The sequence below is a fragment of the Labilibaculum euxinicum genome (assembly GCF_963678175.1).
Lineage (GTDB): Bacteria > Bacteroidota > Bacteroidia > Bacteroidales > Marinifilaceae > Labilibaculum > Labilibaculum euxinus.
Genome location: NZ_OY782756.1, coordinates 2,987,673 through 3,002,296, shown reverse-complemented (window position 1 = coordinate 3,002,296; position 14,624 = coordinate 2,987,673). Strand labels below are relative to the sequence as shown.

Here is a 14,624-nt window from a genome sequence, read left to right as displayed (position 1 = left end):
TTTTTACAAGTGCAAATTGATTTCTCTACCTAAATTACTACTGTTTAGTGCTTTTATTGCTTACTTTTAGTCTTCTTTAGTAAAACTTGTTGTTATCCGATACAGATGGATCAACACACTTTTTAAAGTTGTAGAAACGATACAAAAGGAAATAAAATTTTAGAGGATAATTTTTTAAAAAAGGACTGAAATAATTTATATGAAGTAGTATTCACAGCCCAACAGATGCTAACACGCGGTCATATCTCATAACAAGTGACGAAACAATCCACCATAAGTTGGCAACAGTACGAATAGACCATCTAAAACTGATTAATATATGAAATATCAAACATTAGTAAACATCCTTGACAAACTAAGATTTGAAGCACCAGAGAAATATAAAAGATACTATCCAAAAGCTGATGACTTAGAAAAAGTAAATCAGGCTAGAGCAAGAGCATATATTCACCTTTTTTTGAAAGTTAAATTTGGATTACTTGACTTTGAAGAGCGTGAAAGACTTGTAACTGATGGATCTCATGATGGAGGCATTGATGGATATTATATCTCAACAGAAGAACGATTAATATATTTCATTCAATCGAAGTTCAGAACATCTGCTAGTAATTTTGAAAACAAGAACATTTCATTTACAGAAATTCTCAACATGGACACTGGGGATATTTCTGAAGGGAAAACAGAAAATGAAGAGGGAATTGCATATAATGGTAAAATTCAACAACTTATTAGAGAAATAAGCCAAATTGAGGATATAGGAAAATACAACTACAAAGTAATATTATTAGCAAATTTAGACAATGTAAAATCTTCAAAATTAAGAACATTAAGTGGGGGATTTCCTTGTGACATATATAATTTTGAAAAAAGCTACAAAGAACTAATTTTTCCAGTTGTTTCGGGGACATTTTATAATCAATCAGAGTTATATATCGACATCAATCTAAGCAATAAAGGTGCAAGTTCTAAGGTAAGTTACAAAGTTGATACTGAATTTAAGGAATGTAATATTTCCGTATTGTTCGTTCCAACATCAGAAATAGCAAGGATACTGCATAAATATAAAAACTCAATTCTTAAATATAATCCAAGAAGTTATTTAGATTTGGCATCAAGCACTGTTAATAGAGCGATTCGTGACACGATAATCAGTAAATCTACAAATGAGTTTGCATTATTCAACAATGGTATAACTATATTATCCGATGAAACTCATTATAATGAAAATGTTGGAATTAAAGATAAAGCACAATTAACAGTTACAAATGGACAAATAATAAATGGTGGACAAACAGCCTACACTTTGAGTTTAATTTATGAATCATCAATTAAAGAAGGGCGTGATCCATTAGCCATATTACAGGGAAAAGAAGTTTTACTTAAGGTGATTACATTTGATGACATAAAGGATGGTGATCCTCAGAAAAAGTTAGAGTTAATTGAAGCTATTTCAAAAGCAACGAATCAGCAAACAGCGGTAACAGATGCAGATAGGCGTTCGAATGACAAGGTTCAAATACAATTACAAGAAAGCATATTTATTGATTTTGGTTATTACTACGAACGAAAAAGAGGAGAATTTGGTGACGGAATAAGGAATGGATATATTGATAGATCTGCTATAATTAATAGAGATCATTTTTTGCGTATTTGTCTTTCTTGTGATCAAAAACCAGCTCAAGCAAGAAGAAATAGTGAAAAGCAGAATTTCCAGCAAACAAACTTTGATAGTATTCTTAAGGATGCTTCACGTTATCGTGAATATTTTTATGCAATAACTTGTTATAATACAATTAGTCAATTGCAAAGTGATTTTGACAAAAAATCAAATGACCAATTTGGAGAAATTAATTATGGCACTGCATTTAGATATGGAAAATATGCACTTACATCAGTAGTAGCAAGAACTTTTTCTAATAAGATTAAAACTGACGACTATAAAGAATCCACTTTAATTGCTGTAAAAGCTATATTAGATAATTGGTTGGCATTTGAGAAACATATTGAATCATTGCAACATAATTCGGCTTATTTCCGAGAGCGAGTCGATGACGATGATAATGTTAAACTTGTGCTTAATTATGTGGGATATTATAAAGGTCGAACAATAAATAATGATCTAATGGAGTACTTCGAAGAAAGTACTGTTGCCAACATTTTATATAACTGCAACATTCATTAAGATTACAAACAGAAATTATTAATTATAAAAATGCCAAAAAAAGGAGATTATTTTATTACAACTCTTAAAAGAGCCCATTTAGAATGGGGTTCTCACCGACATACTTCTACAAGAGGTATTATTTATGGAGAAGGTTATTTACAAATTTCTGCACGTAATGCCAGAAATTTAAATATAACAAATAGCAACTCTACCAATAACAATATTTATAATTGCAATTCAAGTGAAGGTTTTCTTGTTAATGTTCAATTAAAATCAACAGGTAGTTCTAGAGCAGGTGCTATACATGCAAAGCAATTTAGTGGAAGAAGAAATCTTCGGTTAATAGGTAACTGGTTCACTCATGTTGGTGCTAGAATTGGTGATCGAGTAGAAATTAGATTCATTAGTCCAACAGATATTCTTTTGACCAAATTATAATATCCATAAAATTTGAAATAGCAGATAACAAAAAAAAGGATGTTGCCAATTCGCAACATCCTTTCTATGTATCAATTCAATCTACAATCCAAAAAAGCCTGTAAACACTTTGCGGATTCTTTAACGCCATTCCTTTCGCAAACCGAGAACATCGCAAACATTGGGTCTCTGATGTCTACGGTGCGAATATCAAGCTAATCTGTTGAAACATTAGCAAGTGTGCTCCCTCCCACTACAAATAAGTAAATTTATTACTCACGAATAATGATTTTAAAGGTGTTCGTGATTTGAAAATGCGGCTTGCTTATGGGCGCATGACTCACTTCGGTCGATAGATAAGATTACTCTTTGAAAACCCTATATTTGTAATGAATAAATAATTATTTACCCCCGCTAGTGCGCGATTGTATCGCGTTCTTCATTAAAAAAATAAAAGCCACACGAAAGGATTCGTACGGTAGCGGGGTGATTTCAACTAAATTCATAATTAAAAAAAGAGACTTATCATATGGAATACTTGGGTTCTTGTTTATGCAAAGGAATTAAATTTAAAGTTATAGGTGACTTTGAGAGTTTTTATTTATGCCATTGCAGATATTGTAGGAAAGACACAGGGGCTGCTCATGCTGCAAATTTGTTTTCCACAACAGCTAAGCTGGAATGGATAAAAACACAAACTGAAATTAAAATATTTCAACCACCTAAGAGTAATCATGTAAAAGCCTTTTGTACAAATTGTGGATCAGCTCTGCCCAATATACAAATGGACGGTAAACTTTTAGTTGTTCCAGCAGGATGTTTAGATACTAAATTAGAAAAATGCCCCAATGCACATATTTTTATCTCAAATAAAGCAAGTTGGGATGAGTCGCTGGAAGAAATAAAGAAATTTGGACGTTTCCCTGAATAAGAAAAAAGTCTTTTCTTACGAATCTCTTTTTTTACAGCTCCATTTCAAATACAATTAAATCGCCTTTTTCGGTTAATCTTGTGGCACTAACTGCTACAAAATTCCCATCAGCAGCTGTTAAATCGTTTAGTTTAATTCCTTGTGGCAAACTAAATTCTTTTTCTGATTGAATAATCCCTGTTTCATCGATATGGACGACTTTGATTTTGTGATTAAATGTTCCTGCCATCACAAAACTATTATCCGGTAAGCTTATAATTTGTTCTATGTTTCCATTTCCGGAAACAGGAATAGGAGATTCCCAAATCTTTTCCCCATTTGTATTATATGCACTTGCAAAAGCTCCTGTAGTATTTAAACCGGCAAAAACCAGTTTATTGTTCCCATTAATACCAACAGCGGTCGATTTTACATCTTGATCCAACAAAATATCCCATTTTAAATAACCTGCCTGGTTAACAGCAAATATCCAGTTGCCGGCAGCAGCATAAGCAATACCTGAGGTATCACCAGCTAAATTATAAAGCTTGCCCTTGCTTGAGTAGGCACGGGACCACAACATTTTACCATTCGCATTTAGTTTTACCAAACCAGGCGTAAAAGTGGAATCTTTTGTGTTTTTGCTATAGCCTGCAACTAAAATTTTATTGTCGGGATCAACTACAAAATCAAGTACTTCATCCATATCAATTCTTTGATTAAATATATTTTTACCATTGGCATCAAGCTTATAAAGCCAGGCTTGCCCCGCCACACTATCGACTATGGCATCTGTAATACCGGCAACATAAATTTCGTTCTGAGCACTTATGCTGACTTTATTTACAAGATCATCAAAACGGTTTCCCAACATCTTATTCCAAATCATTTTTCCACTGGTATCCAGACCTAAAAGCCAAGAGTCATACATCTCTCCCTCTGCTTTGCACGACGATGCAGCTACTACAAGCTCTCCATTTGGGCGTTTGGCAATTCCACCCCCAAAATCGTTAAACTGCTGGTTATCGAACCCTTTTACAAATTGGTAATTTTCCTTTGGAAAATCCGTAAGGATCTCTTCTCCTAATACACTGGCTTTTAAATTAAAAATATCAACGTAACAACTGCCTTCGGGGAATGCAGACACAAATGTGTTATAAGCTTCTATGCTATTTACACTTTTAGCCCATTCAAAAAGCAATTTCTGTTTTACAGCTTTAGCTTCCGACATTTTTGATGAATTGGAAAATTCGACCATAAAACGCTCAATAGCTTCAAGTGTATTTTTATCGGATGCTTCTTTAAAAGCCATTCCTTCCATTAATTTCTTAGCCTCATCAACTTGAGCAGCCTCAGGATATGTTTCAACAAAATTCCGGAAACTAGCTAATGTTCCCTCATTTACAGCAGTTTTATAGGCTAATTGATTGCGCATCTTTATTGCTATATCAGCTTGAGCTGATTCAGGATAATTCGTTAAAAATTGATTAAATGCAGCAAGGGTATTTTTATTCTCGGCTTCACGAAACAGGATGTAATTCAGAATATGTGAAACATTGGTATAGTATTTCGAATCAGGAAATTCTTTTAAAAACCGCTTGGCATAATCTGTATTATTTTCCTCCCGCACATATTTAATCAACTTATCTTCCACTTGCTGGCGCTGCCAGTCCATGTTTTTAATTACAGATCTATTGCTGCGCCTTTTATCTTGTTTGGAAAACAAATCATTTAAAACATCGTTATCGTCTGCAGTAAACTGAGATTGTGCTTCATAAGCTTTCTGAAAGTATCCCCAGGCTTTAAAATAATCTTTGCCAGAATATTCATCATAGGAGTAAACAATGGCTAGTCCTAAATTGGCCATTGCCGATTCAGGTTCTTCTAACAAAACTTTATCGAAATCTTCTTTAGCCTTACCAAGTTCTTTGTCAATATCAGCCTTTGCACTTGCCTCCATGCCTTTGAACAGATAATTATTGTATATTTTTTTAGGCTTCTGTGCTAAACTGATAAATGATAGCAGCAGTGAAATGATTAGTATATTTAATTTTCTTGAATTCATAAGTAAGAGTTTATTTTTTGAGTACTAAAAATTCCACACGACGATTCTTTGATCGTCCGACTTCTGTTTTATTGGTATCTAAAAACTTAGATTCTCCATACCCAACAGCTTTGATTATTTGAGAACTGATTCCTCTGCCAACAAGATACTGAACCACAGACTCTGCCCGCTGCTGACTCAAACTTTGATTTAATTCATCAGAACCCACATCATCAGTGTGCCCGCTAATCTCAATCAAACTAACTGTTCCTTCTTTTAAAAAAACGACTACTTTATCAAGTTCTTCAAATGAAGTTGGCAAAAGCGTACTTTTACCCGTTTCAAAGAAAATATTATTTAAAATAAGAGCACCTCCTTCTTCAATATTTCTTAATCCTTCGGTAAAAGCATCTTTAGGCAGCAGGGGCTCTTTAAAAACAACAGTACCCTCCGAGTGGCAATTGTTTTGATCACTTACATGGTAAGTATAGGTACCCGCTTTTAGGTTTTGAATTTTTTCTGCATTTTTTGTTCCGTTACTCCAATCAATAGTATAAGGAGCTTCTCCTCCTGATATTTTTAAGCTAATGCTGCCATCATTTATTATTTTACTGATTTGACCTGTAACCGGATTCAGACCTCCTGTGTAAGAAGAATCAATAACCACGGTTGCTAAATCTTTAGGAACGGATGCACACATCTTGCAATCAACCAGCGGACGAATCTCAAAATCGTCGAAAAAGTAGTAAGCATAGGTCTTGCCTTTTTTGTTTTTAGTATCACGGCCAGTAACTACATAGTTCGTATTATCATAGTTATTAAAGTTACCCACAACAAAGTATTCCTCACCTCCTTTAGCTGTATATACCTGACAGAACTGCACCCATTCGTCTGTATTGTCTAAAAATAAACCCTCTTTGTTCGTTAAATGCGCCTTTAAGTTTAAAAATGTTTTATTGTCATTCTCTGTTTCTGAATCTGTAAAATGCATGCTCAACTGATCAACAGCAAATTTACTTCCAGATGCTAATTTGTACCAAAATGAAACACAATATTTTTGACCAGCTTGCATAGAGCTGCTTAAGGTACCTTGAATGTATTCTCTGAAATCGCGGTTACTTCCACTTAAAATAGCTCCCACGTAAGCTTTACCAGATTTAGCCTTGCTGTATCCTGCAAAATTATCTGGTACTTTTACTTCATTAGAGCCGCACTCATTGAAATAATCGGGAGTAGTAGCTGTTGGATAGGTCCAGTTAGGAATTAATTTATGTGTGTGATCCATAAAAGTGTAACTTTCAGGACATTTTTCATACACTTCAAAACCAGGGTTAAGTACCATATTCTGAACTTGGGCAGATGATCCAAACCATGTGAAAATAACACTCAATGCTATGAGATGTTTCAGGTAGAGCTTTTTCATTATAAAATGGAATTATGTTTGTGTTGCGTAAAAATAAATAAATATATTGAATTGGTACGTTTAATGATGAAACCGCAACATAAATTATAGTTTTTGTTAAACTATTTGTTTTTTAATTTGTTTTCTTTAAAAACCTACTAATGAGATACATTGTATTTATAATTATCTGGTGTGCTCCCTCCCACTAAATGGGAACAGTTCACCCATTTGGTGTAAAGTCTGCTCTTTACCTTTTGCAAAGGAGCTATGTTAAAATCACACAGAGAAAAGAATATCAGGAACAAAAGATGGGATTTGATTTTATAGTATCATCTTTGCATATAAGGTGAAAAAATATGCAGATGAACAAATATCTATATTCCTTTAATTGTGATAGTACCGAAAGGGAGTTATGCACGCTCGAATCGAGATACATTTTTAATAAGGAAGAAAAGAACAAGCTGCTTTTTTCCGATGTAAAAGTAGATCCTTCAAGCAGTGCTTTCATTAAAAACAGACTTGACATTATTTCATGTTCTGAAGATTACCCGACCTTACTGAATGAAATAAAAAAGGAAAATATACGAATTGAAGGTTTCAAAATTGAATATTTAGTGGTTGACGGTGATACAACGGAGTATACCGACAGGCTAAATAAGCTAAGAGATATAGGCTACCGAATTGAAGGTGTTCATGATTATTACAACCCAACAATAACTTATGCTTTGTGCTGTTACGAGGGCATTTGGTATTTTGGTGTTTCGATTAAAAACAATATCGCCTGGCACAAACACAAGCAAAAACCCTGCTCATTCAGCAACTCAATAGGTGTGAATATTGCCAAAGCTCTTGTTAATATTGCAGCAAAGGCAAACAAAGAGAAAAAGATACTGGATGCATGTTGTGGTGTTGGCACAATCATGTTGGAAGCCTGTTTTGCAGGAAATAACATTGAGGGTTGCGACATTAACGAAAAGACATGTAAGAATGCCCGAAAAAATCTTTCTCACTTCAACTATACTGCAAATGTATATCACTCGGATATTAAAGACATTAGCAATAGGTATGAAGCTGCCATTATCGACCTGCCCTATAATTTATTCACCAATGCAACTGATGCTGATATCTTACACATTATTGAGTCGACAGCAGAAATCACAGACCGGCTTGTTATTGTATCTACCTCCGATATTACAAACTTAATCAGCAACACCGGATTCAGAATATCAGACTATTGCAGCGTTAGTAAAAGTAGAAAGGGAAATTTCGCCCGAAAAATATGGGTTTGTGAAAAGAATTAAGAGGATAAAGCTCCTGCGCAGAGTGCAAGCTTCGTAAAAATAAAAAAAGGCAACACTAATATGCTGCCTTTTCTTATGTTTTGGTTTTTGCTACAATCCAAAAAAGCTTGTAAATACTTTACGGATGTACACATTGTCTTTAACACCACCCGTTTCGCGAACCGAGTGCATGGCAAACATAGGGTTTCCGATGTCTACTGTACGGATATCAACCTGACCGGTTGAAACATTACCCAATGTGCTGCCTCCCACTAAATCGGAACGGTTCACAAACTTTTGGTAAGGAACTTCGGCAATTTTACACAAGGTTTCGAATACGGTTCCCGAATCGCCGTCGGTAGTATATTTTTGGTTGGCATGAATCTTAATTACCGGTCCTTTGTTAATGTAAGGACGGTTGGTTGGATCGTGTTTATCTGAACCATTTGGATGAACGGCATGAGCCATATCTGCAGAAATCATGAAAGAATTGTAAATAGCCCGGTGAAAGGCTTCCATGTCTTTTCCCAATTTAAAAACAATGCGTTGCAGCAAATGACGCAAGACAGGCGAGCCTGCTCCCTGCTTGGTTACACTTCCCACTTCTTCGTTGTCGAAAATAGCCAGCATTCTGGTTTTCTTCGATTCGCCTGAGGCCAATAACGCTTTTAATCCGGCATGCGACATGGCCAAATCGTCTAGTTTGGGTGCAGAAATAAACTCCTCATTCAAGCCCAGAATACAACCTTTTTCCACTTCGAATAAATTAATATCAAAATCGATAATGGCTTCTGCATCAATCTTCAACTCCTCAGCCATCAGGTTTACCAAACAATTGTCCTTTTCCAAATCATCAGTTATCATGGCCAGCAATGGAAGCATGTCCTTTTGCTTGTTTAATGCACCACCTTCGTTCACCTCACGATTCATGTGAATGGCTAAATTTGGAATCACCATCAAGGGGCGGTCAATCTTCACATACAAATGCTCCGGATTCAACGGATCGTTTGATTTTACAGATACTCTGCCGGCAATGGAAAGCGGACGATCCATCCATGTTCGTAAAATCGGGCCGCCATATACTTCTGTATTCAGCTTCAGATAATTTCCTTCTACTGCTATCTCCGGATTTGGTTTGATCTTAAAACCGGGCGCATCGGAGTGTGCACAAATCAATTGGAAACCTTCTTCTTCAATTTCGCCCTTACCAATTACAAAAGCAAAAAGAGCCGAACCATTTTTTGTTGTAAAATACTTCCCTCCTTTTTCAAGAGTCCATTCTTCACGAAGATCCAATTCCTGAAATCCTGCTTCGTTTAATTCTTCACGGATATTATTTACAGCATGATAAGTACTCGGGCTTTCATGAATAAAATCAATCAGTTCCTGTGCTTGTTGTTTGTCGATATTCATAGTGTATGTTTATTTTGTGTTTTCTATTTCTGAGTCTCAAAACTACTGTTTTTATACTATATGTAATAATTTGTGCTGAAAAACTCTGGAATTCCTGTCAATATTTCTTTTAACTTTTTTCTTGATAAAAAAGTAAGAAAAAATCAAGGCTATGGATCTCGCTGACCCATCACGATTCAAAGACTAGAAAAACTAATGATGAAAGAAGTTAATGCATCAGGCTAAATCGATAAATGATATTTTCTTTCATCGGATTTTTTCTTTAACGTCTTTTTCATCTATGGGTACCCCACCTGCGTTACCAATGCCGATCAAAAATTCAGATTTATCAAGAAAATGAGCTTTTAAAGTTTAGGATTAAAAACAATTCATAATTTCTCATTCATAACTCATAATTCCCGTCATAATTTCTTCAATAATATTATATTTGTTACCAATCAAAAAAAACTAAGCCAAATCAACCCATGACAAGCGACCCTATACTGGAACTTTACAAGCATCAATTTGCCGTTATTTCACTGGAAACAACTGGTATTTCACCTCAACACGGCGATCATTTAATCGAACTGGCCATTCAAACTGTAAATTGGAACGGCGAGCTTCTCGATAGTTACGAAACATTGGTTCACCCCGGAAAAGATATTGAAGGCTTCCAAATTCATGGCATTACGGATGAAATGGTAAAAAATGCTCCTTCCATTTCCGAAATTGCACCAGATATTTTATCCCGGCTAAACGGCAAAACACTGGTTGCTCACGACCTCGATTTTGCCATCCGTTTTTTAAAACCTGCATTAAATGGAGAACTTACTGATTTTAAAGGCATCTGCACCCTAAAATTGGCCAATTTGGTTGCTCCTGAATCTGGCTTGCGCCGCCTGGAACAGCTATGTACTTATTACGACATCGATTTATCAGAACGACATACCGCTAAAGCTGATTCATTGGCCACAGCAAAACTTTTCTCTATCCTTAAAAACCTGTACAACCAGCAATTTGAAATAGAGGATTTTGTAAAAGATTTTCTATATGTTATTACTATTGAAGATTGTCCGAAAGAACGGAACCTGTTTATTAAGCGTAAAGAGGCAAGAAACATTGCAAATATTCAAAAAACGAGACTTTACGACCTATTAAACCGATTGACATCCAATGCCGGAGATTCAGTGCCTGTACGTCAATATTTAAACGTTCTGGACCGTGCACTTGCCGATCGTATTCTTAGCGAAAGAGAAATCGTTTCATTGGTAGAACTGGCTTCGGATTACAAGCTATCCAAAGATCAGGTCATGGAAATTCACGAGGAATATTTGCGAAAGTTAATTCGAATTTACCTGCTCGATGAGATTTTGACCAATACCGAAATGGAAGATATAAATCTGGTTTCTGAATTGCTGTGCATTCTGCCAAAGGATCTGAAATTGTTGATAGAATATGAACGGACTAAGATCCAAATCACTACTCCAGGTGTTCAAAAGCAGCTAAAATCATTAAAAGGAAAAAGTGTTTGTTTCTCCGGTCATTTAAATTGCAAAATAAACGGACAACGTATCGATCGGGAATTGGCTCAGCAATTGGTAAAAGAGCGTGGTTTGATCTTAAAACGGGTAGTTTCCAAAAATGTTGATTACCTGATTACCGCTCAGGTAGATTCTTTCTCGGCAAAAGGCCGCAAAAACCGTAAAGCCATGGAATATCATGTAAATGTAATGGATGAAAAGATTTTTTGGGAGATGATTGGAGTGGCTGTAGATTGTAATGAATAATTAGGAATTACAAATTAAAACCTCTGTAAGGCATCGATTATCAAACCATATATAACTACAACCTTATTAGCTAGAATTCTCCCTTTTCAGGGGCTCCCGAAAGCTTTCGGGAGCGAAGGACAGAGGGGTGTTTTAAAAATAGATCAGTTCTTTGCCGTGCAGGTTTCTATGATGACTTTCCTATAAACAGACGCTGACAGGATCTTCTAACTCTGTCAGGTATTCCAAAAGGGAGAATTTAATTTACGTAAGAAGTCTGCTAATTAACACTCCTAATTTCCAATTCGTAATTCGCAATTACGTTCATCACTTCTTTTAATGCAGAACCCGCAAATACCAATGGATACATATCCTCGAAATACCAAAGGGAAGCAAAATAAAGTCCGATTGGGGTAGCTTTTATTTCTGATAAATCACTGGGTAAATTTTGTTGCAGCCAATTAATCCCCTTGCTTATTTGCAGCCAACTATCTGTACCACTCAAAGCTCTAATTGCCAGTGAAGTTTCTTCAATTGTAGAAATCAGCGAAGCATTTCCGCCCCATCCACCATCCTCATTCTGAGTAGAAAGAAGAAAATCAACTGCTTTAATTTTCACTTCACCTAATCCGAATATACATACTGATTCAATGCAGGTTAAGGAATACAAAACAATGGAAGTTCCATACACAGGATTGTGATGTTTTGCATCATCTTCGTTCCCAAACCATAGTGGCAGCCAGGAACCATCCTCTTGCTGTGTTGATTTTATATACCGCCAGGCTTTTCTGAAACAGGCATGAACTTTTGCTCTTACTTCCGGATCCATTTCCTTATTCCAAAGAGCAAGTGCTTTCATGGCATGAGCCGTAATATCAGGACAAGAGCAATCAAAAGGCAATTTTCCCCAGCCTTTGCAGAATGTAGGCATGCCACCATCCGAATTCTGCATTTTCAGCAGCCAGTTTATTCCATCTTCTACCACTTTCTTTGGAATGTCCTGAAACCCTTTCAGTCGATGCAAGGCAACCAGTACCCCCGAAGTATCATCAGCATCCGGCACTCCGCCTTGAAGGTGGGTCCATGCCCAACCACCCGGTTCTGCTTTGGTAAAAGGATGTGTTGCCTTCAATTGCTGATCAAGAAAATAGTTCACTGTCTTCTCCATTTCGGGCAAACCTGCTAAATTCTCATCATCCAATGCATTTACCGACAAGGAAGTCACCCAAGTGGCCAAATGTGTATCAATCGGCCAGCTTCCATCCTCCCGAATGGATTTACTCAAGAAATCAGATGCTTTAGAGCAAATCTCAAGCTCTTTCTCTCCCGATCCCACCAAACTCATGAGAACGAATCCTGTTAGCGGTGCAGCCTCTAAAAAGCCTCCGTTATCAGGTTGCTTTTCTGCCAGTACCTTCAACACCTTTGCTTTCACCGATTTATTTAAACTAGCAATGGGTTTGCTTGCTTTGGTATTTACTGATTTCACCAATCCAATAGCTATCAAAGCCGGAATGGCATAACTTACTACAGAAAGATTCAGGATTTTGAACAGACGATCCGGAAGAACCGCCATCTGAAAAGGCAGTTGCGGCACCAAATCCCAGCCTTTCTCTCCCAGTCTGCCGGATAACGCACACATGGCCAAAATAGGAACCGAAAAGGTTTGATCTTTCTGATAATGATTGAGAATAGCGGTACTTATTGATTCGGGATCCAGCTTTTTCAATCGATCAGTCAGCCAATTTTCAGCACTGTGAATGCAACCTGCATAATTAGGATCATTTTTCACAATGGAAAGACAAGCCCAGGTTAAAAGTGTTGTGCTCAAGTTACTTTTGCTTCGAATGGTATCTCCCCATCCACCATCCAAATTGGCATTGTTCACCAACCAGTTTAATCCTTTTTGGATATGGAAATTGTATTTCTTTGGATTGTACTTCCACAATGCAAATACCGCAATTGCCGTTGACAGAGCACTGCTTGACAATCTGCCATCCCAGAATCCCTTCTCATTACGAAGAGAAATGATGTAAGCATCCAGTTTTTGTTTGAGGGATTGTATGTTGTCGTAGTTTGGTGTCATTCTTTAAATAAATATCAAGTAATAAGAATCTCTTCAAATTTAATAGATTCCCCGGGATGACAATGAAATCCGCAACTCATAACTCATAACTCATAACTCATAACTCATAACTTAAGAAAGTACCCCTAAGCCCAAAAGCGCATAGTAGGTATATTCCACATCACAGGTCATATCGGCAATGCTGCCGAAAAAACCGCCGGACTCGTCCCAGTGCAGATTGATGAAATTTACGGAATTTTCGGCATAATTCTGCATATTTTCTCCCGTTAACTGCAAAGCAAGCAATGCGGTTGAGGTAGATAACAAATCAGCAAGAGGAACACCTTCTGCTGCTTTGAACCCTCCTCGTTTGGTGAGCATTTGTTTCAGCCAGTCCTTTGTTTTCAGCATTTCTTCCAACTCACTGGTTGAACTCATGATCAGTCCGGCCGCAGTGGAGGAAGTCACACCATCAATGCTGTTCTCTTCATTGGCAAATGATCCGTTTTCAGCTCTTAATAATCTATTTGCATCTGTGATCTCATCCAAAACGTCCTGCTCGGTTTGCAAGTCCTGATAAAGGGTCCACATCAGATAATTTGCGTAAATGGTAGATTTGGCTGCACTTTTTTTGTTGTGATTGTATCCGCTGTCGCTTGCTAAATATTCCTCCAATTCCCATAACAATGCGGAGCAATTAATTCTCAATGATTTCACTACTTTTCCAAGAATTAGATCTTTAGCAAAACTAATGGTCAGGAATTTAGAAGCAGACAATCTGGATCTTTGCTGCAAATCAATCAGATGCAGCAAGAAATCGCATCGAACAAAACACATTGAATGTACAAAATCCAGGTTTCCTTCTTGTTTTATCCTTTTTAGATATTTTCGTTCTTCCAAAACATCCAGTTTAACATCTAAAATCAGAGACAAAGTATAACCAAACACCGAATAGTACAAATCTGCCTTTCCGGCTCGATCCATAAATCCACCCGCTTCGCTTTTCTGAGAACCCAAAAAGGATTTTATCTGATTTTGTGCGTCATCGCTTAGTACTTCTGTTGATTTTAGAAGTGCTTCGAGTATGAATTGATTGCAGCTTTTAGTGATTTGCTTATTTTGGAACATCTTTTAAGTTTTGCTGTTTAAGAATAATTAGTACTTAAAACAATACTGAATTCTAC

10 protein-coding genes are annotated in these 14,624 nt (G+C 36.5%); 5 read left to right on the top strand and 5 right to left on the bottom strand.

What is annotated here, in order from left to right:
• Window positions 1-319: 319 nt before the first annotated feature.
• The 3 genes from ACY0M5_RS11900 (at window position 320) to ACY0M5_RS11890 (ending at window position 3,512) form a co-directional block, all read left to right on the top strand.
• Entirely contained in the window at window positions 320-2,182 is a 1,863-nt protein-coding gene (locus ACY0M5_RS11900; protein ID WP_461629277.1) for an AIPR family protein, read from the top strand.
• Between the two features lie 30 nt (window positions 2,183-2,212).
• Window positions 2,213-2,602, top strand: a complete 390-nt coding sequence (locus ACY0M5_RS11895) for a hypothetical protein (protein WP_461629276.1) — start codon at window positions 2,213-2,215, stop codon at window positions 2,600-2,602.
• Window positions 2,603-3,110: 508 nt separating this feature from the next.
• The gene (locus tag ACY0M5_RS11890) at window positions 3,111-3,512 is read left to right on the top strand and encodes a GFA family protein (RefSeq protein WP_461629275.1); all 402 of its coding nucleotides are present in this window, start codon (window positions 3,111-3,113) and stop codon (window positions 3,510-3,512) included.
• A 31-nt stretch (window positions 3,513-3,543) separates the two neighbouring features.
• Here the strand turns inward: ACY0M5_RS11890 and ACY0M5_RS11885 are convergent, their stop codons facing one another.
• Window positions 3,544-5,556 (bottom strand): hypothetical protein, encoded by a 2,013-nt coding sequence (locus tag ACY0M5_RS11885; protein ID WP_461629274.1) that lies wholly within the window; start codon window positions 5,554-5,556, stop codon window positions 3,544-3,546.
• A gap of 10 nt (window positions 5,557-5,566) precedes the next feature.
• Complete coding sequence (locus ACY0M5_RS11880) at window positions 5,567-6,958, bottom strand: OmpA family protein (RefSeq protein ID WP_461629273.1); 1,392 nt, start codon at window positions 6,956-6,958, stop codon at window positions 5,567-5,569.
• A gap of 341 nt (window positions 6,959-7,299) precedes the next feature.
• On the opposite strand from ACY0M5_RS11880, the gene ACY0M5_RS11875 reads away from it, so the two are divergent.
• Complete coding sequence (locus tag ACY0M5_RS11875) at window positions 7,300-8,238, top strand: TRM11 family SAM-dependent methyltransferase (protein ID WP_461629272.1); 939 nt, start codon at window positions 7,300-7,302, stop codon at window positions 8,236-8,238.
• A gap of 90 nt (window positions 8,239-8,328) precedes the next feature.
• Here ACY0M5_RS11875 and ACY0M5_RS11870 read toward each other — a convergent pair whose 3' ends face one another.
• Window positions 8,329-9,630 carry a M18 family aminopeptidase gene (locus ACY0M5_RS11870; protein ID WP_461629271.1) on the bottom strand — a complete coding sequence of 434 codons (1,302 nt, stop codon included), beginning with the start codon at window positions 9,628-9,630 and terminating at the stop codon, window positions 8,329-8,331.
• A gap of 464 nt (window positions 9,631-10,094) precedes the next feature.
• Between ACY0M5_RS11870 and ACY0M5_RS11865 the strand changes: the two genes are divergently transcribed.
• A complete protein-coding gene (locus ACY0M5_RS11865; protein WP_461629270.1) occupies window positions 10,095-11,396 on the top strand; it encodes an exonuclease domain-containing protein in 1,302 nt (433 codons plus the stop codon).
• A gap of 259 nt (window positions 11,397-11,655) precedes the next feature.
• On the opposite strand, the gene ACY0M5_RS11860 is transcribed toward ACY0M5_RS11865, so the two are convergent.
• Both ACY0M5_RS11860 and ACY0M5_RS11855 read right to left on the bottom strand, forming a co-directional pair.
• On the bottom strand, window positions 11,656-13,461 hold the full coding sequence (locus ACY0M5_RS11860; protein ID WP_461629269.1) for a prenyltransferase/squalene oxidase repeat-containing protein: 1,806 nt from the start codon (window positions 13,459-13,461) through the stop codon (window positions 11,656-11,658).
• Between the two features lie 111 nt (window positions 13,462-13,572).
• A complete protein-coding gene (locus ACY0M5_RS11855) occupies window positions 13,573-14,568 on the bottom strand; it encodes a prenyltransferase/squalene oxidase repeat-containing protein (RefSeq protein ID WP_461629268.1) in 996 nt (331 codons plus the stop codon).
• Window positions 14,569-14,624 lie beyond the last annotated feature (56 nt).